The following is a 23,400-nucleotide window of genomic DNA, read 5'->3' as shown; positions in this document are numbered from 1 at the left end:
GGCGTTTCAACTCACCCCTTCCACAGGCACTCGCGCACGAGTTCGTCCATGGTGCGACGGATGCTGGCGTCGAGAATGGCGACCATGTCGTCGATCTGCCCCGTGGTAATCGTCAGCGGTGGCGACATCACGCACATGTTGATCAGCGGCCGCACCAAGAGGCCAAGCTCCTGGCAATGGCGATCGATGCGCTTGCCGACTTCGAGATCGAGCGTCAGGGGGTTGTTGCTGACGCGATCGGCGACACATTCGACGCAGGCCATCAGCCCCATGCCGCGCACGTCGCCGACCAGCGGCAGCGCCTCCAGGCCCTTCAGCGATCTCTGGAAATGGCTCGAGATCGCCTTGACGTGGTCGAGCAGCCCGTCCTCCAGAATGTCGAGATTGCGCAGGGCGACAGCACAGCCGACCGGATGGCTGGAATAGGTCAGGCCATGCGCGAACATCGCGTCGGCATGGTTGGATTGCCGCAGGCTTTCGAGTAGCCGCGCGGAGATCATCACGCCGCCGAGCGGAAAATAGCCCGACGTCACCCCCTTGGCGAAGGTGATCATGTCAGGCTCCAGCCCGAACACGGATTTTGACGCAAAGACCTCGCCGAGCCGCCCGAAGGCCGTCACCACCTCGTCGGCGATGAACAGGATGTCGTGCTCGCTGCAGAGCGCCCGCATGCGGCGCAGATAGCCATCCGGCGGCACGATGACGCCGCCGGAGGCCATGATCGGTTCGGCGATGAAGGCGCCGATGCGATCCGCTCCCCGCGCCTCGATCAACGCCCGGAATTCCGCAACCAGCGCATCACAGAATTCCGCCTCTGACTGCCCGGACGGCCGCCGGAACGGGTTGGGACAGGCGAGTTTCGCCACCTGGTCGGTGGCGCTGTCCATCCAGTCGTGATCGCGCGGACGGCCGTTCAGCGACGCCGACAGATAGGTCGAGCCATGGTAACCACCCTGACGCGAGACGATCAGCTTCTTTTCCGGCCGGCCGCGCACGTTGTTGAGGAACTGCATGAAGCGCAGCGCTGTTTCGACCGCCGAAGAGCCGCCGGTGGTGAAAAACACATGGGAAAGGTCGCCGGGCGCATGCGCGGCGAGCCGTTCGGCAAGCTCAGCCGAGGGCTGATTTGTGGTGTACCAGGGGGAATTGTAGGACAGCGCCATGGCCTGGTCGCGCAAAACGTCGGCAAGTTCCGCCCGGCGATGGCCGACATTGACGCACCACATGCCCGCCGGTCCGTCGATCAGGCGGCGTCCTTCGCCGTCGACGACATAAATGCCGTCGCCGCTCTCGATGGGCCCGCGCGCTTCGGCACCGATGCTGCCCGCGACGGGCCATGGCTGGACGAGATGTTTTTCGGCGAGCATTGATGTTTCACCTGCGCCGTCTTCAGGCACATTCGCAAGATCGAGCTTCGCGGCCATGACAAATCCCTCCAACCCATGAAAATCAATTACCCATAGCAACCATCTGATAAAATTACGGAACACATGATTTTATTGAATGGCTGTTCAATCAATATTACAGAAATAGGGCTTGCGTTCAATCCCAATTTGGGTTTTGCTAATTCAAGGGAACCAAACGGCGAAAAATCGCCATGGGATGGATCGAATGAAGCGTTCGCTGCATTTCCACTGTCGACTCTATCGATATGAGCTTCGACATCGCCGGCATGCGCCGGGACATCATTTACATGAGCCTAGGCATCACTGATGGCGGTGTTATCGGGCACCGCGGTGGAGCATAGACCCGCGCATCCGCCGAAGAACCGGCTTCGCTGGACGGCCAGCGAGGAGGCCAGCGGGCTGGCACTGATCTCTCCGACGCTGCTTTATGCCGTCGCCTTGCTGTTCCTGCCGATCCTGATCGTCGTCGCCTACAGTTTCTGGACCCAGGACTATCTGACGATCGACCGCACCTTCACCCTCCAGAACTACAAGACCGCGCTCGGCGAGCCGATCTACCAGGACCTGCTGATGCGCTCGCTGGTCATCTCGCTGGTCGTCAGCGTCGTCACCGTCACCGTCTCCTATCCGATCGCCTGGTTCATTTCCTTCCATGGCGGCGTACACAAGAACCTCTGGCTGTTCCTGATCACCGTGCCCTGCTGGACGAGCTATCTGCTGCGGGTGATGTCCTGGAAGGTGATCCTCGGCTATGGCGGCGTGATGAACACCGGCCTGTTGTCGATCGGCGTCATCGACAAGCCGCTGACGTCGCTGCTCTATAATTCCAATGCCGTCGTCATCACGCTCGTGCATAGCTGGGCCGCTTTCGCCATCCTGCCGATCTTCGTTTCCCTTGAAAAAGTCGATCGTTCGCTGATCGAGGCCGCCCATGATCTCGGCGACAACAAGCTGATGAGCTTCCTGCGCGTCACCTTGCCGCTCTCTCTTCCCGGCGTGATCTCGGCCTTCCTGATCGTGATGATCCCGACGGTCGGCGACTACGTCACCCCCAAGCTCGTCGGCGGCAAGGATGGCGTGATGATCGCAACCGCGATCCAGGCACAGTTCGGCAAGGGCGCCAACTGGCCGCTCGGTGCTGCGCTATCGGTAACGACGATGGTCATTGTCTCGGCGATGGCCGGCCTCGTCGTTCTCGGGCTGAAACTGCTGGTGAGGATGGCGAAATGAGCGGGCGCCACGGCATTCCGAAGTCCCGCTGGCTGCCAGCCTATGTCACGGTGTACCTGGCATTTCTCTACCTGCCGATCCTGCTGCTGCCGATCTTCTCCTTCAACAATGCAGCGACGACGACCTTCCCCCTCGCCGGCTTCACCACCAAATGGTACGCCTCGCTCTGGCACAACACCGCGCTCCTCGAAGCGGCCCGCAACAGCATGATCGTCGGCGTCTCCGTCGCCATTCTCTCCACCGTGCTCGGCATCTGTGCCGCCCGCGCCATCACCCGCTATCGCTTCCGCGGCCAGCGGGCGGCAACCGGGCTGATCATGGCGCCGCTGTTTCTGCCGGAAATCATCTTTGCCGTCTCGCTGCTGATGATCATCCTGCAGCTCGGCGTCGAGCTGTCGCTCGTCACCGTGATCCTCGGCCAGGTGATCTTCTGCCTGCCCTATGCCATGTCGGTGTTGATTTCCGGCTTCGGCGGATTCGACCGATCGCTGGAAGAGGCCTCGCTCGATCTCGGCGAAACCGCGATCGGCACGTTCCGCCGGGTGACGCTTCCCGTCGTCGCCCCGGCGCTCGTCTCCAGCCTGCTGGTCTCCTTCACCGTCTCGCTCGACGAGTTCATCCTCGCCTTCTTTCTCTCGGGCACCGAGCCGACCTTGCCGGTCTATATCTGGGGCCAGCTTCGTTTTGCCGCCAAGCTACCGGGCGTGCTTGCGCTTGGCAGCGTGATGATCCTGATCTCGATCCTGCTTCTCACCCTTTCAGAAATCATACGCCGTCGCGCCGAACATCGGCTGAGGGCTGAGGGAGCGCTCAATGCCTGAAACACCGATGATCACGATCGAGGCGGTCAACAAGTTCTATGGCATCTACAAGGCGCTCGACGACGTCTCGCTCGACATTGCCGCCGGCGAGTTCTTCTCGCTGCTCGGGCCATCCGGCTGTGGCAAGACCACGCTGCTGCGCTCGATCGCAGGCTTCGACACACCGAGCACCGGCGACATCCGCATCGACGGGCAATCGGTGATCGGCACGCCGCCGAACCGGCGGCCGACCAACATGGTCTTCCAGAACTACGCGATCTTTCCGCATCTGGATGTCGAGGAAAATGTCGCCTATGGCCTGAAGCGCCTGAAGCTCGACGCAAATGAGGAGCGTCGGCGCGTGGGCGCCGCCCTCGACCAGGTCCGCCTCGGTCATCTCGGCAAGCGTCGGGCGCACGAGCTTTCCGGCGGCCAGCGCCAGCGTGTCGCCCTTGCTCGCGCGCTTGTCATGCGTCCGAAGGTGCTGCTGCTCGACGAGCCGCTTTCCGCGCTCGACAAGAAGCTGCGCGAGGAAATGCAGGTCGAGTTGCGCTCGCTGCAAAAGGCCGTCGGCATCACCTTCATCCTCGTCACGCATGACCAGTATGAGGCGCTTGCTCTGTCTGATCGCATCGCCGTGATGTTCGGCGGACGTATTGCGCAGGTGGCAACACCGAAAGAGATCTACCAGCGCCCGACCACGCGCCAGATCGCCGATTTTCTCGGCGGCATGAATTTCATGAAGGCGCGGATTACCGGAGAGACGTCGACACGCCTAACTGTGGAAACCCCGCGCTTCGGCGGCGTCACGCTCGACAAGCCGCTCGGCTTCACCGCCCGCAACGGCACCGCCACGGTCGGCATCCGGCCGGAGCGGTTGCGGGTGCTCTGGGACGATGCCAAGGCCGAGTTCGAGCTTGCCGGAAAAGTCGTCGATCGCCACTATTTCGGTGAGATCACTCACCTGATCGTCGACATCCCCGGTATGGAGCAGCCGCTTTCGGTTTCGGAGACCAACAATTTCGGCGCGGATGACATTCCGGTCGGCGACGCGGTTCGGCTCGCCTACGATCCTGATGCGCTGGTGGCACTCTCGGACTGACAGGTTCGGGCAGCTGCACCTCGCAGCTGCCCGTATTCTTACCTTCAATAACCGGCCTTGATCTTCTCGAACTCGGCAATCATCTTCTGGCGCAGCTCCATCGGCATCGGCGACTGGAACAGCGTGTTGTCGAGGAATTTGCTGACGTCGGCATAGCCCTTGTCGGCGAGGATCTTCGGATCGACCTGCGCCATGCCGCGGGCGTTGGCATGGCCATAGCCCCAGGACTCCACCATGTAGGACGTGATCGCCGGATCGGTGATCGAATTCAGGAAATCATACTGCTGATCTTCAGGTGCCGCGGCACCCTTCAACCGGACATAGCCGCAGACCCAGGTCGACAGGCCCTCGGCCGTGTCCTTCTTGATTGCCGCCGGCACGTCGTCCGCCTGCAACGTCGTCGCCGTCTCGTTCCAGGCCCAGGCGAGGTCGACCTCGCCGCTGGCGATCGCCTGGCTGAGATCGGTGTTGTCGGTCCAGTAGAGACGGACGTTCTTATGCACCTCGCGCAGGAAATCCGACGCCTGCTTGAATTGCTCGTCGGTCATCTTCGTCCAGTCCTTGAGACCGATCGCCAGGCTTGCGAGCGCGTAGGCGTCATCGACATTGTCGCCGATCGATACCCGGTCCTTGAACTTCGGGTCGGCGAAGGCCTTCAGCGAAGAAATTTCTTCGGGCTTCACCGTGTCGGTGCGATAGGTCAGCACCGTGTTGCCCCATTCGAACGGCAACAGCCAGGCTTTGCCATCAGGCGTCGTCATCAGCCCCTTCATGGCAACGATCGCCGGATCGGTATCATTCCAATAGGTCAGTTTCGACGTGTCGAGAGGCTCGATCAGGCCGGCCTCGCGCCACTTCGCCACACTTTGCGAACAGGGGTGGGCGAGATCGGCCTTGAAGCCCGAGCGCAGCTTTTGGAAGGCCTCCTCCTCGTCGCCAAAGAAGCTGAAATCCGGCTCAGTTCCATGCTTGGCGGTATAGGCAGGGTGGAAGGCGGGATCTTCGTAGCCCGACCAGTCGAAGATCGTGAGATTGTCTGCGGCAAGCGCCGGCAGGGCGGTGGTCGAGACAAGCGAGGCGATGAAGACGCCCCCCAGGATTTGCCTGCACACGTTCACCAATATCATGCCAACCTCCTCTATCCGGCCGTTGTGGCGTTGTCGTTCCCTATTTCGGCCCTTCCCGGGTGAAATGCCCGGGGAAGGCGACGAGCAGATATTCGACGGCCGCCGCATGCGCCTTCTCGCGCGTCAGTCCGTCGCCCATCATCAGTCGCAGCCATAACCCTTCCATCGAAGCGCAGAGCGCCAGCGTCATACCCTCAGGCTCGTAGGCATAGCCGCCCTCGTCCTTGAGCGTCTGGCAAAGCGCCAGAAAGATCTCCTGGTATTTGACATCGCGTGCGCCGCAGAGCGCCTGGTAGGTCGGCCGCGACTTTGCCTCGCCCCAGAAGGCGCACCAGGCGGCAAGTTTGCGCTTGGTGCAGATCTTTCGATCGAAATCGCAGGCAACGAGCGCCCAGAGCTGGGCTGCCGCCCTGTCGCCGGCCTTCTCCAGCGCCGCACCCCAATTGGCGGCATATTCGTCGGCCATCGATTGCAGCGTCGCAATCAACAGCTTTTCCTTGCTTTCGAAGTGGAAGTTGACGATGCCGCGCGAAAGGCCGGCGCCATCGGCGACATCGGCCAGCGTCGTCTCCGAATAGCCGCGCTTGGCGAGCGAATCGATCGTCGCCTCGATCAGCTGCTGTCGTCTGGTTTCCTTGGACGCCTTGCGCCCGCGCTTCTCGGTGTCCGTTGCGTCCTGTGCCGCAGAGGTGAGTTTCATCCGTACCGCCGTGCTGTTCTTCTTGAGGCGCAGGTGCATGTCATGCTCCGCGCGGCATCGGCCTGATGCCACGCAGATGAGTGGGACAATGCTCACCACTGTCAAGCACCTTCTGCATCGCAGTCCAGGTCCGGATGTTCTTCGCCACATAGGCCTCGCCGACCGCTGCCACGGCATCGGCGCGCAGCGAACCTTCGAGCCTTGAAAGCTCTGTCCGGGCGACGTCCCGATACCAGGCGTTGCGGCTGAGCGAACTGGTACCGACGAAGCCGGCCGACGTCATCGCGGCAAGATAGGCCTCGGCAGGCGCCATGCCGAAGCTGAGCCCCTCGGCTGCAAGATAGGCCTTCATGTCGCTGGACGGTTCACCGCCATGGGAGATCAGCCAGTCTGAGGCGGCAAAGACACCGCCGGGCGCAAGCACACGGAAGATCTCGCGGAAGATCGCGGCCTTGTCCGGCACATGCACCAGCGCGTCCTTGGAAAAGACCAAGTCGAAACTGCCATCGACGAACGGCAGGCGGCCGGGGGCCGACTGTATGAACGAGACATTGGCGAGCCCCGAACGCGTCGCCGCAAACCGCGCCCGGTCGATCACCGGCACCTCGACATCAAAGCCCGTCACCTGCGCAGGGCCATGCGTTTGGGCAATGTGCAGCGCGGCACCACCCGCCCCGCAGCCAAGATCGAGCACGCGCTTGCCACGGAGATCCAGTCCTTCAAGGACACGATCGACCTCGCCTGCGCCGCCGGGCGAAAGATAGCCATCGCCCCACAGCACCGCGAGAAAGCGGATGGCCGCGTCGTCGTATTCCGCGAGCGGCGGCACCTCTCTATCGATCGACGACATCCGACCTCCGATCCGTCCTCGAACCTTCGATAGAAATCCTATCGCGTTATCAGAGGATTGCAACATATTTGCTGAACACTCATTCAAAATATATGGACAACATTCTGCTTTCCATGTCATTTTTTTATCAACGACAAGGGGAGCCACATGAAAAAATACGACGTGGTGATGATCGGAGGCGGCCATAACGGCCTGGTAACGGCCTGCTATCTCCAACGGGCGGGACTTGATGTCATCGTCCTTGAAAAGAACGCCTGGGTCGGCGGCGCCGCCACCAGCCGCGAGCTGACCCCGGGCTTTCTCTATTCGAACTGTTCCTACGTCTGTTCGCTGTTCCGGCCCGAGATCATGCGCGACCTGGAGCTGCCGAAACACGGGCTGCAGGTCATCTCCTATGAGGGCGGCGCGGTCTTCACCCGGGATGGCGACTACCTCGCCTCCTACCGCGATCACGATTCCCATCGCCGCGAGTTCGCCCGCTTTTCCAAACGGGATGCCGAAGCCTATGATCGCTATGCCCGCGACGTGACACGGCAATGCCGCTTTATCCAGCCGTTGCTGATGCGCACGGCGCCCGATCCGTTCAGCTTCAAGCCGCGCGATCTCCAGGAGCTGCTCTACCTCGCGAAGAAGTTCGGTGACTTCTCCCCCGCCGAGATGGCCGCAACCTTGCGCTTCTGGACGATGTCTATCTCGGATTTTCTCGACGAGTATTTCGAGACCGACGTGGTGAAGGCCTACCTGGCGCTCTCGGGCATCATCGGCACGGCGCTCGGTCCAATGTCGCCGGGAACGGCCTATGTCCTCTTGCACCACTACATGGGCGAGGTCGACGGATCGGTCGGCGCCTGGGGCTATGCCCGCGGCGGCATGGGGGCCGTCACCTCGGCCCTCGCCTCCTCCTTCAAGGCATCCGGCGGCACTATTCGCACCGGCGCCGATGTCACCGGTATCATGACCCATCGCGGCAAGGCGACTGGGGCGGTGCTTGCCGACGGCGAAGAAGTCCTCGGCAAGCTTGTCGTCTCCAATGCCGACGTCAAGCGTACCTTCCTGAAGCTCGTCGACGAAAGCGCGCTGCCGGAGCGTTTCCTGCACCGTGTCCGCCACTTCAAGATGCGCGGCTCCTCGGGCAAGCTCAACATCGCGCTCGACAGCCTGCCGGAGTTTCCGGCCCTGCCATCTGGTTCCTCCTGCATACGCGGCGACCTGCACTTCACCGACACGATCGAACGCATGGAAAAAGGTTATGACGACTGGAAGGCCGGGCGCTGGTCGGCCGATCCCTTCGTCGACATGATGATCCCGACGACGCTCGACCCGACCATGGCGCCGCCCGGAAAACACTTCGTCTCCTGCTTCGTGCAATACTGTCCGCCCAAGGTCGAAGGCAACGATTGGACCGATGCCGACCGCGACGCCTTCGCCGAGACCGTGATCAAGCAGATTTCGGACTATTCGCCCGGCTTCCGCGAACGCATCCTGCACATGGAGGTGCGCACCCCGCGCGAGATCGAGCAGGAAGTCGGCCTGACCGAAGGCAACATCTTCCAGGGCGAACTGACGTTCGACCAGTTGCTTTTCAACCGGCCGGTGCCCGGCTACGCGCAGTATCGCACCCCGGTGCGCGGTCTCTACATCTGCGGCTCCTCGACCCACCCCGGCGGTGGCGTCATGGGCGCACCTGGCCGCAACGCCGCCGCCGAGATCCTGCGCGATCTCAGGCACGCTCCCTCGCACATGAGTTCGGCCCATGACGTCATTTGATGCAATCGTCATCGGCGGCGGCCACAACGGCCTGACCGCCGCCACGCTCCTTGCCCGGTCCGGGCGCAAGGTGGTGGTGATCGAAGCGGACGACGCGCTCGGCGGTGCTGCCCGCAGCTTCGAGTTTCACCCGGGCTTCGTCAGCCCCGGCCTTGCCCATGTCATCAATCGCCTCGACTCCGAGGTGTTGTCCGCGCTCGAAATCGAGTACGCCACGGCGCGCGCGGCCGCCCCGACTGTGGCGCTTTCGCCAAGCGGAGTGCACGCGGTGCTGCGCGGCGCCTATGGTGAAACGATCGATGGCGTCTCACGAGACGAGGCGGCGCGTTTTGCCGATCTTCGTGCCAAGCTCCTGTTCCAGGCGGGCATCTTCAAGCGCTTCCTCAAGCGCCGCCCGCCCGAGGTCGGCGAGATCGCCTTTGACGATCTGAAGTCCTTTGCCACCGCCGGGCTTCATCTCCTCAGCAAGGGGCGCGAAGAAGGCCGCGATTTCCTGCGCATGCTGCTGATGAATGTGGCCGATGTCGCCGACGAATATCTGACCGACGACCGACTGAAGGGCGTTGCCGCCTTCGATGCGACGCTCGGCATTCACCTCGGGCCGCGGTCGCCGACCTCCCTACTCGGCCTCTATTATCGCCTGACCGGCGAAGTGGCTGGCGCGACCGGCGCGCAGGTCGTGGCGAAGGGCAATGGCCAGTCGATCGCCACTCTCTTCGATGCGGCGGCGACCAAGGCGGGCGTTGCGATCCGCACCGGCACGCGCGTCGAGAAGATCGTCGCCGATCGCGGTCGCGCGACCGGGATCGTGCTGTCGACGGGCGAAACGCTGACCGCGCCGGCGATCATCTCCGCCATCCATCCGCAGGCAACGTTCATGGCCCTCACCGATGCCGCCGAGATCGGCACCGGCTTTCGTCGCGCCATCGGCAACATCCGCACCAGGGGCAATGTCGCCAAGCTCGATCTGGCACTCGATCGTATTCCCGACTTTCCGGGGGTGGCGCGCGCCGATCTTGCCGGCAGACTGGTGATCGCCCGATCGATCGACCACGTCGAGCAGGCCTTCAATCCGGCGAAATACGGGCAGTTTTCGACCGATCCGGTGATGGAGATAACGCTTCCAAGCCTGACCGACCCCACGCTTGCACCAAACGGCGCCTGCACGCTTTCAGCACTCGTCGAGTTCGCGCCCTATGCCCTTGCGGACGGCTGGGAGAAGGGCAAGCCGGCTTTTCTGAAGATCGTGATCGAAACGCTCGAACGCTATTGCCCGGGGATCGGCGCCAGCATCGTCGCCACGCATTTCCTGACCCCCGCCGACATCGAAGAACGCTACAACCTGCCGGGCGGCCACTGGCACCATGGCGAACTGCAGGCCGACCAGCTCCTGGTCAACCGCCCGATCAACGCAGCGGCCGGCTACACGACGCCGCTTGAGGGCCTTTATCTCGCCAGCGCCGGCTCGCATCCGGGTGGCGGCATCTCCGGCCTGCCCGGCCTGCTTGCCGCGCGCCAGATCCTTTCGGAGAAACGCACATGATGCACCTCACTGCCTTCAACCGCGCTGAACAGGGGCACATCCTGACGCCGCGGCTCGAAACGCCCTTTCACGAAAGGTTGGCCGCCCTGAGCGAAACCAACGAATGGTACAGCTGGGCCGGCTACAAGGCGCCGCATTCGATCTTCGACACCGAACTCGAATATTTCGCCATCCGCTCGACATCGGCCCTCTTCGATATCTCGCCCATGGTGAAGTACCGCATTCGCGGCGCCGATGCGGCGCGCTACCTGAACCGCCTGACGGTGCGCGACGTCGCCAAACTCGGCATCGGCCGGGTTCATTATACCGCCTGGTGCGACGACCACGGCCATGTGCTCGACGACGGCACGCTTTTTCGACTGGCTGAAGACGACTTCCGCCTCTGCTGCCAGGAGCGTCACCTGCCCTGGCTGCTCGACAGCGCCGACGGGTTCTCGGTCGAGATCAGCGAAGAGACCGCGGAAATTGCCGCGGTCGCCTTGCAGGGGCCGACCGCCTTTGCCGTGCTCGAAGCCGCCGGCTTTGCCCGGGTCGAGACCCTGAAGCCGTTTCAGCTGGCGGAGTTCCCACATGCGGACGGCAGCGTGACGATCTCGCGCACCGGCTTTACCGGCGATCTCGGGTACGAGCTCTTCGCCCCGGCGAAGGCAGCGCTCAGCCTCTGGGACCGCCTCTGGGCGGCCGGAGGCGGCTTCGGCCTGAAGGCAATCGGCTATGACGCACTCAACCGCGCCCGCATCGAGGCGGGCTTCATCGTTGCCAACGCGGATTTCATCACCGCCGAGGCCGCTCTGCGTGCCGATCGAGAACGGCTGCCCGACGAGATCGGCCTCGACTGGCTGGTCGATCCGCAAAAGCCCTATTTCAACGGTCGTGACGCAATCCTGAAGGCGCGCACGAAGGGCACGCTCAAACATGTGCTGGTCGGCCTCGAGATCGAGGGCAACATTCCCGCCGAAGGCGCGATCGTCTATCATCGCGGCAAGAAGGAAGTGGGGCTGGTGACGGCCGCGATCTGGTCGCCGCTCGCCAAGCGCAACATCGCGATCGCCACGCTCTCCCGCCCCTTCGGCGCGAGCGTCACCGACAATCTCTGGGTGGAGATCTATGCCATGCGGGAACTTCAATACCAGAAGCTCATGAAGCGCGCCCGCGTGGTGCCACGGCCGTTCGTCAAGCTTGAGCGCCGTTCGGCGACTCCGCCGGGGCGCTTCTAGGGTCCCGGACATGGACGACGAAACGAAGCGTCATTGGACCCTGATCCGAACGCCGCCGGGCATCGAATGGTCCGGACGAACACGCTATGCGGCAGCGATGTTCTTCTACCAGCGCGGCGAGATGAATGCCGAGACGCTGGAGATCTACCGCATCCTGTCGCGGCTGGACGCCGAGGATCCGGTTTCAGTGCTCAAGAGCCACAACCTCGGAGCCGAGTGGATATCGAGGATAGAGACGGAAGCGGATCGGGCCTGATGCGGCGGCTCGTTCAACGCATCAGGTATCGCGCGACCGCCTCGTAGGCCGGCAGCGAGATCGGATCGTTGGCCGTGTTGCTTGCCGTCGGATTGGACGAAAACCGGGCGATGACCATGCGGGCGGCCGGATCGACATAGATCGCCTGTCCGTGCACGCCACGCGCCATGAAGGCGCCGTTCGCGTTGCCGGTGTTCCACCACATGCCGCGATAGCTCCAGCCCTTCAGCAGTGCATAGCCGGCCTTGGCAAAGACTGCCTTGTCGCCGCCTGCGCGAATGCGCGCGATCGCATCGGCGGGGACCAACTGCTTGCCGTTGATCGCGCCATCGTCAAGCATCAACTGCCCGATCCGCGCCATGTCGCGAAGACCGGCGTTCAGCCCGCCGCCGGCAAAAGGGGTTCCGATCGAATCCACTGTGTAATAGGCGTCCTGCTCCGCGCCCATCCGGCTCCAGATCCGTTCCGACAACAGGTCGGCGACCGATTTTCCGCTCGTTCGCGCAATCACCCAGCCGAGCGCGTCGGTGTTGATGGTCTTGTAACCGAAGGCGGCTCCGTGTTCACCCTCCTTCCGGACCGTCTGCAGATACTCGAAATAGCTTCGCGGCCCGCTATAGCCAGCGGGCTTGGGCAGCGGACTGCCGGCGGCCGAATAGGTCCACACATCCGCATTCGGGTCGGAATAGTCCTCGCTGTAGGCATGCCCCGTCGTCATATCGAGGACCTGCCGGACCGTCGCGTCGCCAAAGGCGCTGCTCGCAAGCTCGGGCACCAGAGCGCCGACCTTTGCCGTCTCGTCGAGCGCGCCTTCAGCCACCAGCATTTCGGCCAGAAGCCCGGTCAGCGACTTGGTCACCGACATCGCACCATGCTGCCCCGCTTCGTCAAGGCAGCCCGAATAACGCTCATAGACGATCCTGCCCTGGTGCAGGATGACGATGCCGTCGGCGTAGTTCGCCGAAAAGGACTGGGAAAACGTCATGTCCTTGCCGCCGCCGAGCGGCGTGAAGGTGATCGCGTCGATCGCCGCATCGATCCGCCGCTCGAACGGCACCGGCGCGCCGAGACCGCGACTGACAGCCACCGTCGGCATCAGTTGCCGGAAGTGGCAGACGGTCCAGCGCAATTTCGGAAAGCCGAAATAATCGCTGTCGGTCGCACGGATGATCTTGTCTGCCGGTGGCGGCGATCCGACCATCCATCCGAGCCGTCTGGGATCGGATTGGTCCGCCGACATCGTGGCCTTCTCCTGCGCTTCAGACATCGACGGCATGGCAGCGACAAGCGCGATCGCGACGGTCAGGGCCCGGGCGACGTTGCCGCCAGCCGCACTCGCTTTACGGCTACCAAAGGCTGGATTCCACATCGGCCATTGCTCCTGTCCCACAGACCACGACTGCCGTGCCGCCATCAGGCCCGGCAATTGCGTCCCGCTTACGGCAGCGCGAAGCGCCTAGGCTGCTGACGCAGCCTTGCCGCGCTCGCCGACAGTCTCGCTGCCATTGACGCTGCAGTTCTCCTGCGAAACATAACGCGCCCGCTTCTGCTCGTACATGCTGACGTCTGCCCGCTTGACCAGCGCTTCCATGGTTTCCCCAGCCTCGCTGGTTGCGGTGCCGAGCGATATGCTGAGCGGCGCGTTGGAATAGAACTGATTGTTGATCTTCAACAATTCGCTGATGGTCTCGACCATGGTGGCCACCGCCTGGCGGTCGGCGCCGGGCATCAGGATGGCAAATTCGTCGCCGCCGATGCGGGCGGCATGGTTGGGCTGCGACACCGCGCCGTTCAGCACCTCGCCGAGCCGGCGCAGGAGAGCATCGCCGGCGTCATGGCCGAGCTGGTCATTGGCCGCTTTCAGGCCGTCGAGGTCGATGATGATGGCCGACACCGGGCGCAGCGACTTGCGCTCCAGCCGGTTCATTTCGTCGGTGTAGAAGGCGCGGTTGTGCAGCTTGGTCAGCACGTCGTGCTTGCCGAGATATTCCAGATAGGCTTCGGCCTTCTTGCGCGCGGTGATATCGGTCAACGCCACCTGCACCAGCGACCAGTCGCCTTCATGCCCCGGAAGAACGGAGAACTGCAGCAGGACGTGACGCTCGGACCCGTCGAGCGCATAGTTGACCACCTCGCGGTGGTGCAGGAGATTGCCGTTCCACAGCTCGATCAGTTGCTCCTTGAAGTGCTTTTCCATCTCGTTGCGGAAGATATCGCCGAGATGCTTGAGCAGGGTCTTCCGATCGGGCGCGCAGAACAGGTCGAGCGTCGCCTGGTTGATGTCGATGACGCGAATTTCGCTCATGCATTGGCGCACGAACTCCGGATGCACATCGGTGAAGACGCGGAAATCGACGATGCCGCGTTCACGCACGTCCTCGATCAGCTGCTTGATACGGCTGAAATCCTCGACCCAGAGCGACACTGGAGAATGCTCGAAGATCCCCTCGGCATATTGTCGGTTGGCGCGTTCGTTTCGCCGCGCTTCCTCGCGCGCGGTCACGTCTTCCGTGGTCAGAAGCAGCCGTCCCAGCGTATCCTCGTATCCCGGCAGAACGGAACCGCGCAGTTGGATGTCGAGCCGGCGCCCCGTCAGCGTATAATTGACGGCACTGCTGACAAACTCGGTCTTGCCTTCCCACAGTTCCGCAAGCTCGTTGACATGGCTTTCGAGCATGTCGTCGCGGAAGATCTTCGACAGATTTGCCGAGAGATGGTCGAGATCACGTGCTTCGAACAGTTCCAGTGTCCGACGGTTGACCTGAAGGACACGGATCTGGCTGGAGCAGGCGGCCACCCGTGTCAGATCCTGCTTGAGATAGGCGCGGATATCCACGATACCGTCTGCCCGCCAGCGCTCGAACTGTGCCTTGACCCCACTGAAATCCTCGATCCACATGGCGATCGGCGCAAGATCGAAAATATTGGTGTCGGAAGAACCTGTCATACCTATTCCATCTCAGTTGGTCGGGAGAGGGGTCCATGCAAGGCGCGGCGCCTGCGGGCAACCTAACCCTCTTTAAGTAACGATACGTAAATCCTCAACAGCAGATCACCATCGGGGGACGGTCGTTCATTGAGGAGTACCCATCCCAAGCCGGTGTGAAGACGTGGCGTCCGACCTGAAACGCTCGAAGAAACGGTCCGTGCGGCCATATCCGCCGGGCGCGAGGAGGCCTGTGTGGTCGACTTCAAGGCATTCGTCGATCGGACCGCTGAAGTCGCCGGAAGAACTGGAAAAGGTCTGGCCTTTGCAAGCGCGCCGGTCACCTGATCCGTAGCCGGCGCGCCCTTGCGGCGATCAGGGCGCTCTCTATGTGATGGCGTTCATCACCATTGCAAAGGGAAACGCCCATGGCCTTTCGCGACGTCGATCTGACCTATCTCGAAAAGCACGGCATCCCGCCGCTTCCTGGGCCAGACGACCAGGGTTTCGTCGAGAACCAGGGCGCGCGCATCTGGTATGCGAGCCACGGCTCCGGACCGCCGGTGCTCCTCCTGCATGGCGGCATAGGGAACAGCGGAAACTGGGGCTATCAAGTGCCGGCGATCGTTGCGTCCGGCTATCGCGCCATCGTAATCGACAGCCGCGGCCACGGCCGCAGCACGCGGGATGGTCGCGCATACAGTTACCAGCTGATGGCTGCCGATACCCGCGCCGTCATGGATCGGCTGCAGATCGAAAATGCCGCGATCGTCGGCTGGAGCGACGGAGCCGATACCGGCCTGATCCTTGCCCAGGAAACGCCGGAGCGCGTCGCCGGCCTTTTCTTCTTCGCCTGCAATGTCGACAATTCCGGCACAAAGCCCTTCGAATTTACACCTGTAATCGGCCGCATCTGGCAACAGCACCAGAAGGATTATGCCCGGCTCTCGGCGACACCACGCGATTTCGAGGCGCTCTCCGGGGCGGTCGAAGTGATGCAGGGTACGCAACCGAACCTTTCGGCGTCAGACCTTGCCGCTATCTGCGTGCCCGTTGCTGTCGTCCTTGGCGAACACGACGAATTCATCAAGCCGGACCATATCGCCTATCTCGCCGCCACGCTGCCCGACGCGACGCATCAGGTTCTGACCGGTCTTAGCCATTTCGCGCCGCTGCAGGCGCCCGATATCTTCAACAACGAAGTCCTGGCATTTCTGAAGCGCATCTTCGGCTGACCGATCCCGCCGATAGCAGGATCAGGTCGCCGGACAACAAAATTGGTGGCCCGCGCCCACAGCGAGCGATACAACCGCGAAGCGATCAGGAGGACAGATATGCAGAAGTCGGATTACCCAAGGGGCTCGATCACCCGTCTCAGCATCGACAGCGATGTGCTCAGGAGCAATCGGCTTGGCGATCCGAGCCGCCGCGATGTCGACGTCTACATCCCGGCAGGCCATGACGGCACCGGCCTGCCGCTGCTCGTCGATCTCGTCGGCTTTACCGCCGGCGGCCCCCTGCACACTGCCTGGAAACCGTTCTTCGAGAACGTGCCCGAACGCCTCGACCGGCTGATTGCGACAGGTGAAATGCCGCCGGTCGCGGCTGCCTTTCCCGATTGTTTCACCTCGCTCGGCGGCAACCAATATGTCAACAGCACGGTCGTCGGCCGCTGGGAGGATTTCCTCATCGACGAGATGCTTCCGGCGGTCGAAGCCCGCTTCGGCTGCGGCGGCATAGGCCGGCGTGGCGTCTTCGGCAAAAGCTCGGGCGGCTATGGCGCCTTCTCCCACGCCTTCCGGCGACCGGATGTCTGGGCCGCGGCCGCCAGCCATTCGGGCGATGCCGGGTTCGACCTGATGGCGGCCGACTTTCCCATGGTCCTGCGCGTCCTTGCCCGACATGATCTCTCGATCGAAAGCTGGTTTCGATCCTATGAGACGCGGGAGAAGCATAAGGATGAAGACATCCCCATGCTGCTCGTCCTTGCCCAGGCGGCCAGCTACGATCCGGATCCAAGCCTCGACGTTTTCAAGGGCCTGCGGCTTCCGGTCGATCTGGAAACCTGCGAATTCATCGAGGACCGATGGAAGAACTGGATCGCCTGCGATCCAGTCGAGCTGGCGAAGACCCATGGGCGCAACATCGGCAAGCTCAAGGCCTTCTACATGGATTGCGGCACCGTCGATCAGTACAATCTGCTCTACGGCAATCGCCGCATCCACAGGACCCTGACCGCGCTCGGCATCGAACACACCTACGAGGAGTTCGAGGACAACCACAATTCGGTCGATTACCGCATGGATGTCAGCCTGCCATTCCTTGCCAAGGCGTTGCAGTAGCCAGCGCTCAAGACGTGGCCGGGCGCGATTTCAAAGGCGCCGGCCACGTCTTCGTCATTGAAACCGCAGCGGGACCACCAATGCCTGTGGCTCGATAGCAACTCAGGCAGCGCGCCGTTCGTGGCGTCCCTCTTCGATCTCCTCGACAATCTTGGCGACGAAGGCTTCGAGATCGTCGGGCGAGCGCGAGGTGATAATGCCGTGGTCGCACACGACCTTGGCGTCAACCCATTGCGCGCCGGCATTTTCCACATCCTTGCGGATCGAGGCGTAAGACGTCGCTTTGCGCCCCTTCAACGCATCGGCTTCGATCAGGAGCCATGGGGCATGGCAGATCGCGGCGACCACGCGGCCGGAGTCCACGAAATCGCTCACGACCCGCATCGCATCCGGGTCCTTTCGCAACAGATCGGGGTTAATCTGTCCGCCGGGAAGGACGAGCGCGTCGAAATCTCGGGAGAAAACGTCCTTTGCCGTCAGATCGACATCAACGGTATCGCCCCAATCTCCCTTTTCCCAGCTCTTGATGGCCCGCTTTTCCGGCGACGCGATGGTCACTTTCGCCCCGCGTTTTGTCAGTTCATCCAGCGGCACCCGCAGTTCCGAACGCTCGTAGCCGTCGGTTGCGAGGATGAGAATTCTGGCTGTGTCGATGGAGGGCATGGCCAAGTCCTTTCCCGGTTTGTGAACTCGAGGGAAAAACAGGCGGCGGATGAAATGGTTCCCTGACGGTGCCCGCTCGGGGCGGGAGGACGGCGCGCTGGATGCTATGCTGGTTCGGCGCGCACGCTCAGGGCGCCAGAAGCCAGAACAGCAGCCCGCAAACAAGGATGAAAAGCGCGATCAGCCTGGCGAAGCGCTGCATGCCGTGGGTGGTATCGTCGCCAAGCAGCGCGTTCCAGAGCGCCCCGCCGGTGGCATCGACGTCGGCGGTCGCGGCAAATTCCGGCTCCGCTCTTGCCGCGGTGTAATCGTGAGGGCGCGGCTGGCGGTTGATCGATGTTGCGTCGTCGAAGTAGATCCCGGCGCTGACAAGTTGGCCGTCGCCCGCATCCGCCACTTGCGCGTCGCGCCGGGCGCGGTCGTCGGGCTCCGGCCGGCCGAGGAGCGCATCGAGCCAGGCGCGGCGCGCCTGCGAAGTCGCTGCGTGGCGCGGCCATTGCGCTGATGGCAAAAGCATGGCGGATGAACGTCTGCTTCTTGGATGGCGCAGTGACATTTTGAGGCCTCCCTGTCGCAACGATACACCGAATGCGCTTCCGTTTCACCCCGCAGTGCAGTTCGGATTGGCGAGAGGGTATGGCACCTCGGATTGCCGCTGCCGGCAAGCATTGCCGGTGCGCAAGAGCCGCTCCTCTCAGGACACGTCTTTTCGGGCGAAGGCAGCGAAATAGAAAAGGCGCTCGACCCTGACGGGGAGCGCCCTTTCTGGACCCGGACAACGTCAAACGCGCGGACATTGCCGCTGCAGGACGCTATCGATACGGGTAGTGAGACCCTAGATAGGCAGTGCCCCCGGCATTTCAAGGCCCGAGAGCCGTTATTTCGCATCTGGCCGTCTTCTTTCCGCCCGCATCGATCCCGTCGCGGGCGGCGCAACGGCGTCCGCCAGCTTCGACCGACGCCAGTCGCGTGGCGCCATGCCGGTGCGCAAGCGGAAGAAGCGGGAGAAATACGCCGCATCGCGCAGACCGATCTCATAGGCGATGTCTTCGAGCGAGCGTACCGTGAAGAGCAGTAAGCGCTTGGCTTCGAGCAGCCGACGCTCGTTGATCAGTTCCTTGACCTGCATGCCGAACGCCGTGTTGCTGGCCTTGGCCAGCAGATGCGGCGTTGTCGCGAGCGCATCCGTGTAGCGTCCGATGCTCCAGTTTTCGCGAAAATGCGCGTCGATCATCTGTCGCAACTGCGTTGCCAGCATGCTGTCTCGGGCGTGGGCAGACGACGGAGCCAGCGAGGCAAGTCGGGCGATCTGGGTCAGGATTGCCGATGCGAGTGATGCCATCATCGACTGCGTGGCAAAGGCACCCGTCCCGTATTCGTTCGCGATCATCTCCATCAGTTGCGCCAGACGCTGCCACTGGCGGTCGTCGCTGCTGCCGGCCACCATGATCGGCGCGTCGGGCGGAAGCACCGTGCGCTCCCGGATGGACAACATCAGACCGTCGGCGATCGAGATCACGAAGGCATCGCTTTCCAGCGGCTCGACGGAAAATCCGTGCACGATGCCGCTCGGTACGAAGCTGACGGCCGGCGCGGAAAAGTCCAATACCTTGTCTTCGATGAAATAGGTGCCGCGGCCGCGGAACCAATAGGTCACCTGCGCCAGCTGGTCATGCTTGTGTGCCTTCACCTGCCCCTGGTGAAGTCCACGCCTCGCCATGACAGTTTCGACATGGAAGAAACCGGGCTCAAGCGGTTGCTCCGGCTCGCCATAGACAAAGAAGCTTGGAATGACGTCGGCCATCAGTCACCCGAAAAAGTACAAGTCATTTTGGCATTCTGTCCATGGAGACCGCGACAAGCAATGCCTAGTCTTGACGAAATTCTGGGAGGAGAACCATGAGAGCAGAGGACTTTCGCGCCGACAAGGCGCGCCCGTTCACCGGGGCCGAATATCTCGAAAGCCTGCGCGATGGTCGCGAGGTCTATATCAATGGCGATCGCATCGCCGATGTGACCACGCACCCGGCCATGCGCAATTCCGCGCGCTCACTGGCGCGCCTCTATGACGCGCTGCATGAACCGGCAAAGAAGGATGCCCTGACCGCGCCGACCGACACCGGCTCCGGCGGTTATACGCACAAGTATTTCCGTGTCGCCCGATCGGCTGCCGATCTCGTCGCCCAGCAGGGCGCGATCGCCGAATGGGCGCGCATGTCCTATGGCTGGATGGGACGCACGGCCGACTACAAGGCGGCGCTGATGAACACGCTCGGCGCCAATGCCTCCTGGTACGGCCCGTTCAAGGACAATGCGCTCGCCTGGCACGCACGCGCCCAGGAGGCGGCGCTGTTCATGAACCACGCGATCGTCAACCCGCCGATCGACCGGCACAAGCCGGCCGATGCGGTCAAGGATGTATTCGTCCACATCACCAAGGAGACGGACGCCGGCATCTACGTCTCCGGCGCCAAGGTGGTGGCGACCTCGTCGGCGCTCACGCACTACAATTTTCTCGCCCAGAGTTCGGCGACGGTGACGGAGGACCCGTCGCTGTCGGTGATGTTCATCGTCCCGATGAACGCGCCCGGGATCAAGATGTTCTGCCGCGTCTCCTACGAGCAGACCGCCAACACGGTCGGCCATCCCTTCGACTATCCGCTGTCGTCGCGCTTCGACGAAAACGATGCCATCCTGGTGCTCGACAACGTGTTCGTGCCCTGGGAAGACGTGCTCGTGCTGCGCGATGCCGCCAAAATCCTGTCGTTCCACCCGGCCTCGGGCTTCATGCACGGCTACTGTTTCCAGGGCTGCACCCGCTTTGCGGTCAAGCTAGACTTCCTCGCCGGCCTGCTTGCCAAGGCGCTACGCGCGACCGGCGGCGACGCCTTTCGCGGCAACCAGGCAGCCCTTGGCGAGGTCATCGCGCTGCGGCACATGTTCTGGAGCTTCTCCAATGCCATGGCCTATAACCCCATCCCCTGGGCGGACGGCGCCGTTCTGCCCAATCTGGAAGCCGCCCTTTCCTACCGGACCTTCATGTCGGAGGCCTATCCCCGGGTGGTCGACACCATTCGCCGCGTCGTCGCTTCGGGCCTCATCTATCTGCCTTCGTCTGCCAAGGATTTCGGCAATGGCGAGATCGACCGATATCTCGCGCAATATGTGCGCGGCTCCAACGACATGGGCCATATCGAGCGCATCAAGATCATGAAGCTGCTGTGGGATGCGACCGGCACCGAGTTCGGCGGGCGCCATGCGCTCTACGAACTCAACTATGCGGGCGCGCCGGAAGAAGTGCGCCTGCAGGTGCTGAAGGGTGCGGAACGCGGCGGACGGCTGAAGGAAATGGAAGCGCTCGTCGACACCTGCATGGCCGACTACGACCAGCATGGCTGGACCGGCGACACCTGGCTGCCGCCGCTTGGGGCCGAGGGTCAAATCCGCGATGCGGCCGAGTGAGGCGCTCGCCATGGAAACGGCTGTCTCGAAGACCGAATTCCGCAACGCGATGGCGCGGGTCTGCGCGCCCGTCAACGTCGTCACCACCAATGGACCCGCCGGGCGCGGCGGGTTCACCGCCACCGCAATGTGCTCGGTGACCGACGATCCGCCGAGCCTGCTCGTCTGCATGAACCGCAACTCGACGCAATGCGGCCTGTTCATCGACAACCGCCGCTTCTGCGTCAACGTGCTCAGCCACGACCACACCGCGCTTGCCGGGCATTTCGCCGGCGCCACCAAGGACATGACGGAGCGCTACGCAGCAGCCGACTGGGTGGAGATGCAATCGGGAGGTCTCGCCGTCAAGGATGCGATCGTCTCGCTGGATTGCGAACTGGCCGAGGCACGATTGCTCGGCACCCACCACATCCTGATCGGTCGTGTCGTCGGCATCCGCGCGCGCAGCGACGGCAACGCGCTCCTCTATTTCGACCGCAACTACGTGCATGTGCCGACACAACTCGGAAGCTTCGGCGGATAGGCAAACGTCGCAATCGTCCGGATCGTCGCGCGCCGCCGGTCACGACCGTCTGAGATGGCCCAGCCAGAAGCCGCTTTGCCGCAGAGCCGTCGCAATCGACAGGCACATGCCGGATCGGCGCCTTTTGCTTTTTTCCGAAACGCGTCTATTTGCCTGGCGTGGAATGAAAAAGGAAAAGCGGAATGGTGGTCAAGCCAACCGGACGGTCGATGACGGACATGAAGGACATGAACGACAGGGAGATCGTTCGTCTGACCGCCCTCGGGCAACTCGACTTCCTCGATACACCGAGAGATCATGGCATCGAACGCGTCGTGAGGCTCATCAAGAGTGTCTTCGCAATCGAGATCGGCATCGTTTCGCTAATCGACGCGCATCGGCAATGGTATATGGCCTGTTCGGGCCTTTCGGCGGAAGAAATGCCGCGCGAAGACACGTTCTGCCAATACGTGATCGCCGCCGACAAACCCGTCGTTGTGCACGACGCCACAAAGGACGCGCGTTTTTCGCAGCATCCGGCCGTGACGGGCCAGGAGCATATTCGGTTTTACGCCGGCGTTCCCCTGAGGACCCGGGACGGGCACATGATCGGGACCGTTTGCGCGATCGATCGCAGCGCGAGGGGTTTTGCCGACAGGGAACTCGACATCCTGACCGAACTGGCAGGGGTGGCGATGGACCGGATCGAACTGCTCCGCTCGGCTGCGACTGACGGATTGACCGGCACGCTGACGCGACGTGCCTTCCGCGAAGAGGCCGACAAGCTCATTTCGCTTGCTGTCCGCCACCAGCACGACCTGTCGTGCATCGTGCTCGACGTCGATCACTTCAAGCGGATCAACGACACCCATGGGCACCCCGCCGGTGACGAGGTGCTAAAGGCGGTCGCCTCCGCGTGCCAATCCAACCTGCGGGCAAGCGACCTGTTCGGGCGGCTTGGCGGCGAGGAGTTTGCCATCATGCTACCGCATGTCGACGCCAAGGGCGCGCTGGCCGCGGCGGAAAAGCTCAGGGCAGCGATCGCTGCGGCGACAATTCACGGCGATTTCGGTCGGCTTGCGGTCACCGCCAGCTTCGGCATATCGACGCTTGCGACCGGCACCCGGGATAGCGGCACCTTGCTGGCTCAGGCGGATGCGGCCATGTACTACGCCAAGGCCGCCGGCCGGAACCGATGCGCCGATTGGAGCGACCTTGATGTCGATCCTCAGGCCGGCCCCCGACAGAGCGTTCTGAAAGCCGGCACCATTCTTTACGACGACCGCCACTCAAGGATCGAATGCACGGTCAGGTCGCTTGGCACAGACGGTGCGGCGGTCACCGTTTCCAATTCCGCCGGCATTCCGCCGGATCTCGTGCTGGTCGTCGCCAGCGAGGGTCTGGAGACCAAATGCCATGTGGTGGCGCGGGATCGGCAAAACCTCGAACTCGCCTTCGGATAACTCCGTTTCGCGACGCAAGCGCCCGGCCCGAACGGTCGGGCGCT

Annotated in this window: 21 protein-coding genes; 12 read left to right on the top strand and 9 right to left on the bottom strand. The window is 62.8% G+C overall.

Features of this window, described 5'->3' with window-relative positions:
- Positions 1-11: 11 nt before the first annotated feature.
- Entirely contained in the window at positions 12-1,424 is a 1,413-nt protein-coding gene (locus RTP54_RS29575; RefSeq protein WP_312367554.1) for an aminotransferase, read from the bottom strand.
- Between the two features lie 288 nt (positions 1,425-1,712).
- Here RTP54_RS29575 and RTP54_RS29570 point away from each other — a divergent pair, with 288 nt between their 5' ends.
- Genes RTP54_RS29570 through RTP54_RS29560 form a run of 3 tightly spaced genes read left to right on the top strand, consistent with a single transcriptional unit; the run spans position 1,713 to position 4,538 of the window.
- Positions 1,713-2,636: an ABC transporter permease gene (locus RTP54_RS29570; RefSeq protein WP_112833784.1), complete on the top strand. Its 924-nt coding sequence runs from the start codon at positions 1,713-1,715 to the stop codon at positions 2,634-2,636.
- Complete coding sequence (locus RTP54_RS29565; protein WP_112818283.1) at positions 2,633-3,457, top strand: ABC transporter permease; 825 nt, start codon at positions 2,633-2,635, stop codon at positions 3,455-3,457. The genes RTP54_RS29570 and RTP54_RS29565 overlap by 4 nt, the downstream gene beginning before the upstream one ends.
- Before the next feature lie 7 nt (positions 3,458-3,464).
- A complete protein-coding gene (locus tag RTP54_RS29560) occupies positions 3,465-4,538 on the top strand; it encodes an ABC transporter ATP-binding protein (RefSeq protein WP_312367600.1) in 1,074 nt (357 codons plus the stop codon).
- 44 nt (positions 4,539-4,582) lie between these two features.
- Here RTP54_RS29560 and RTP54_RS29555 read toward each other — a convergent pair whose 3' ends face one another.
- The 3 genes from RTP54_RS29555 to RTP54_RS29545 are packed head-to-tail and all read right to left on the bottom strand — an operon-like array spanning position 4,583 to position 7,215.
- The gene (locus RTP54_RS29555) at positions 4,583-5,665 is read right to left on the bottom strand and encodes an extracellular solute-binding protein (RefSeq protein WP_112808080.1); all 1,083 of its coding nucleotides are present in this window, start codon (positions 5,663-5,665) and stop codon (positions 4,583-4,585) included.
- 40 nt (positions 5,666-5,705) lie between these two features.
- Positions 5,706-6,365, bottom strand: a complete 660-nt coding sequence (locus tag RTP54_RS29550; RefSeq protein WP_112808213.1) for a TetR/AcrR family transcriptional regulator — start codon at positions 6,363-6,365, stop codon at positions 5,706-5,708.
- A 40-nt stretch (positions 6,366-6,405) separates the two neighbouring features.
- The gene (locus tag RTP54_RS29545; protein ID WP_312367550.1) at positions 6,406-7,215 is read right to left on the bottom strand and encodes a methyltransferase domain-containing protein; all 810 of its coding nucleotides are present in this window, start codon (positions 7,213-7,215) and stop codon (positions 6,406-6,408) included.
- Positions 7,216-7,362: 147 nt separating this feature from the next.
- Between RTP54_RS29545 and RTP54_RS29540 the strand changes: the two genes are divergently transcribed.
- The 4 genes from RTP54_RS29540 to RTP54_RS29525 are packed head-to-tail and all read left to right on the top strand — an operon-like array spanning position 7,363 to position 11,998.
- On the top strand, positions 7,363-8,982 hold the full coding sequence (locus tag RTP54_RS29540; RefSeq protein WP_112818287.1) for a phytoene desaturase family protein: 1,620 nt from the start codon (positions 7,363-7,365) through the stop codon (positions 8,980-8,982).
- Positions 8,969-10,525: an NAD(P)/FAD-dependent oxidoreductase gene (locus RTP54_RS29535; RefSeq protein ID WP_312367548.1), complete on the top strand. Its 1,557-nt coding sequence runs from the start codon at positions 8,969-8,971 to the stop codon at positions 10,523-10,525. The genes RTP54_RS29540 and RTP54_RS29535 overlap by 14 nt, the downstream gene beginning before the upstream one ends.
- A complete protein-coding gene (locus RTP54_RS29530; RefSeq protein ID WP_409517231.1) occupies positions 10,522-11,742 on the top strand; it encodes an aminomethyltransferase family protein in 1,221 nt (406 codons plus the stop codon). Before RTP54_RS29535 ends, RTP54_RS29530 begins: the two co-directional genes overlap by 4 nt.
- 10 nt (positions 11,743-11,752) lie before the next feature.
- Complete coding sequence (locus RTP54_RS29525) at positions 11,753-11,998, top strand: hypothetical protein (protein WP_312367547.1); 246 nt, start codon at positions 11,753-11,755, stop codon at positions 11,996-11,998.
- Between the two features lie 13 nt (positions 11,999-12,011).
- On the opposite strand, the gene RTP54_RS29520 is transcribed toward RTP54_RS29525, so the two are convergent.
- Together RTP54_RS29520 and RTP54_RS29515 are read right to left on the bottom strand one after the other, a co-directional pair.
- Positions 12,012-13,274 (bottom strand): serine hydrolase, encoded by a 1,263-nt coding sequence (locus RTP54_RS29520; RefSeq protein ID WP_312367596.1) that lies wholly within the window; start codon positions 13,272-13,274, stop codon positions 12,012-12,014.
- A gap of 180 nt (positions 13,275-13,454) precedes the next feature.
- Positions 13,455-14,945, bottom strand: a complete 1,491-nt coding sequence (locus tag RTP54_RS29515; RefSeq protein WP_312367545.1) for a sensor domain-containing diguanylate cyclase — start codon at positions 14,943-14,945, stop codon at positions 13,455-13,457.
- Positions 14,946-15,352: 407 nt separating this feature from the next.
- On the opposite strand from RTP54_RS29515, the gene RTP54_RS29510 reads away from it, so the two are divergent.
- Positions 15,353-16,159, top strand: a complete 807-nt coding sequence (locus RTP54_RS29510; protein ID WP_312367543.1) for an alpha/beta hydrolase — start codon at positions 15,353-15,355, stop codon at positions 16,157-16,159.
- Between the two features lie 99 nt (positions 16,160-16,258).
- On the top strand, positions 16,259-17,266 hold the full coding sequence (locus tag RTP54_RS29505; RefSeq protein WP_312367542.1) for an alpha/beta hydrolase: 1,008 nt from the start codon (positions 16,259-16,261) through the stop codon (positions 17,264-17,266).
- A 102-nt stretch (positions 17,267-17,368) separates the two neighbouring features.
- On the opposite strand, the gene RTP54_RS29500 is transcribed toward RTP54_RS29505, so the two are convergent.
- From RTP54_RS29500 to RTP54_RS29490, 3 genes are all read right to left on the bottom strand, one after another.
- Positions 17,369-17,929 (bottom strand): type 1 glutamine amidotransferase domain-containing protein, encoded by a 561-nt coding sequence (locus tag RTP54_RS29500; protein ID WP_312367541.1) that lies wholly within the window; start codon positions 17,927-17,929, stop codon positions 17,369-17,371.
- Positions 17,930-18,056: 127 nt separating this feature from the next.
- Positions 18,057-18,446: a hypothetical protein gene (locus RTP54_RS29495; protein ID WP_112808100.1), complete on the bottom strand. Its 390-nt coding sequence runs from the start codon at positions 18,444-18,446 to the stop codon at positions 18,057-18,059.
- 360 nt (positions 18,447-18,806) lie between these two features.
- A complete protein-coding gene (locus RTP54_RS29490; protein ID WP_312367540.1) occupies positions 18,807-19,733 on the bottom strand; it encodes a helix-turn-helix domain-containing protein in 927 nt (308 codons plus the stop codon).
- 95 nt (positions 19,734-19,828) lie between these two features.
- On the opposite strand from RTP54_RS29490, the gene RTP54_RS29485 reads away from it, so the two are divergent.
- The 3 genes from RTP54_RS29485 to RTP54_RS29475 all read left to right on the top strand — a co-directional run bounded on the left by RTP54_RS29485 (position 19,829) and on the right by RTP54_RS29475 (position 23,356).
- Positions 19,829-21,391: a 4-hydroxyphenylacetate 3-hydroxylase N-terminal domain-containing protein gene (locus tag RTP54_RS29485; RefSeq protein WP_312367539.1), complete on the top strand. Its 1,563-nt coding sequence runs from the start codon at positions 19,829-19,831 to the stop codon at positions 21,389-21,391.
- A gap of 10 nt (positions 21,392-21,401) precedes the next feature.
- Positions 21,402-21,914 carry a flavin reductase gene (locus RTP54_RS29480; RefSeq protein WP_112808106.1) on the top strand — a complete coding sequence of 171 codons (513 nt, stop codon included), beginning with the start codon at positions 21,402-21,404 and terminating at the stop codon, positions 21,912-21,914.
- A gap of 182 nt (positions 21,915-22,096) precedes the next feature.
- The gene (locus RTP54_RS29475) at positions 22,097-23,356 is read left to right on the top strand and encodes a sensor domain-containing diguanylate cyclase (RefSeq protein WP_312367535.1); all 1,260 of its coding nucleotides are present in this window, start codon (positions 22,097-22,099) and stop codon (positions 23,354-23,356) included.
- Positions 23,357-23,400: the final 44 nt, after the last annotated feature.

It is taken from the genome of Ensifer sp., assembly GCF_031989085.1.
In the GTDB taxonomy this organism is placed as follows: domain Bacteria; phylum Pseudomonadota; class Alphaproteobacteria; order Rhizobiales; family Rhizobiaceae; genus Ensifer.
This window is presented reverse-complemented; position numbering and strand designations above follow the sequence as displayed.

What these genes read in the sequence shown, in the direction of transcription:
- RTP54_RS29575 (WP_312367554.1), bottom strand. Translation starts at nt 1,424, where the DNA reads ATGGCCGCGAAGCTCGATCTTGCGAATGTGCCTGAAGACGGCGCAGGT.
- RTP54_RS29570 (WP_112833784.1), top strand. Translation starts at nt 1,713, where the DNA reads ATGGCGGTGTTATCGGGCACCGCGGTGGAGCATAGACCCGCGCATCCG.
- RTP54_RS29565 (WP_112818283.1), top strand. Translation starts at nt 2,633, where the DNA reads ATGAGCGGGCGCCACGGCATTCCGAAGTCCCGCTGGCTGCCAGCCTAT.
- RTP54_RS29560 (WP_312367600.1), top strand. Translation starts at nt 3,465, where the DNA reads ATGATCACGATCGAGGCGGTCAACAAGTTCTATGGCATCTACAAGGCG.
- RTP54_RS29555 (WP_112808080.1), bottom strand. Translation starts at nt 5,665, where the DNA reads ATGATATTGGTGAACGTGTGCAGGCAAATCCTGGGGGGCGTCTTCATC.
- RTP54_RS29550 (WP_112808213.1), bottom strand. Translation starts at nt 6,365, where the DNA reads ATGAAACTCACCTCTGCGGCACAGGACGCAACGGACACCGAGAAGCGC.
- RTP54_RS29545 (WP_312367550.1), bottom strand. Translation starts at nt 7,215, where the DNA reads ATGTCGTCGATCGATAGAGAGGTGCCGCCGCTCGCGGAATACGACGAC.
- RTP54_RS29540 (WP_112818287.1), top strand. Translation starts at nt 7,363, where the DNA reads ATGAAAAAATACGACGTGGTGATGATCGGAGGCGGCCATAACGGCCTG.
- RTP54_RS29535 (WP_312367548.1), top strand. Translation starts at nt 8,969, where the DNA reads ATGACGTCATTTGATGCAATCGTCATCGGCGGCGGCCACAACGGCCTG.
- RTP54_RS29530 (WP_409517231.1), top strand. Translation starts at nt 10,522, where the DNA reads ATGATGCACCTCACTGCCTTCAACCGCGCTGAACAGGGGCACATCCTG.
- RTP54_RS29525 (WP_312367547.1), top strand. Translation starts at nt 11,753, where the DNA reads ATGGACGACGAAACGAAGCGTCATTGGACCCTGATCCGAACGCCGCCG.
- RTP54_RS29520 (WP_312367596.1), bottom strand. Translation starts at nt 13,274, where the DNA reads ATGCCGTCGATGTCTGAAGCGCAGGAGAAGGCCACGATGTCGGCGGAC.
- RTP54_RS29515 (WP_312367545.1), bottom strand. Translation starts at nt 14,945, where the DNA reads ATGACAGGTTCTTCCGACACCAATATTTTCGATCTTGCGCCGATCGCC.
- RTP54_RS29510 (WP_312367543.1), top strand. Translation starts at nt 15,353, where the DNA reads ATGGCCTTTCGCGACGTCGATCTGACCTATCTCGAAAAGCACGGCATC.
- RTP54_RS29505 (WP_312367542.1), top strand. Translation starts at nt 16,259, where the DNA reads ATGCAGAAGTCGGATTACCCAAGGGGCTCGATCACCCGTCTCAGCATC.
- RTP54_RS29500 (WP_312367541.1), bottom strand. Translation starts at nt 17,929, where the DNA reads ATGCCCTCCATCGACACAGCCAGAATTCTCATCCTCGCAACCGACGGC.
- RTP54_RS29495 (WP_112808100.1), bottom strand. Translation starts at nt 18,446, where the DNA reads ATGCTTTTGCCATCAGCGCAATGGCCGCGCCACGCAGCGACTTCGCAG.
- RTP54_RS29490 (WP_312367540.1), bottom strand. Translation starts at nt 19,733, where the DNA reads ATGGCCGACGTCATTCCAAGCTTCTTTGTCTATGGCGAGCCGGAGCAA.
- RTP54_RS29485 (WP_312367539.1), top strand. Translation starts at nt 19,829, where the DNA reads ATGAGAGCAGAGGACTTTCGCGCCGACAAGGCGCGCCCGTTCACCGGG.
- RTP54_RS29480 (WP_112808106.1), top strand. Translation starts at nt 21,402, where the DNA reads ATGGAAACGGCTGTCTCGAAGACCGAATTCCGCAACGCGATGGCGCGG.
- RTP54_RS29475 (WP_312367535.1), top strand. Translation starts at nt 22,097, where the DNA reads ATGGTGGTCAAGCCAACCGGACGGTCGATGACGGACATGAAGGACATG.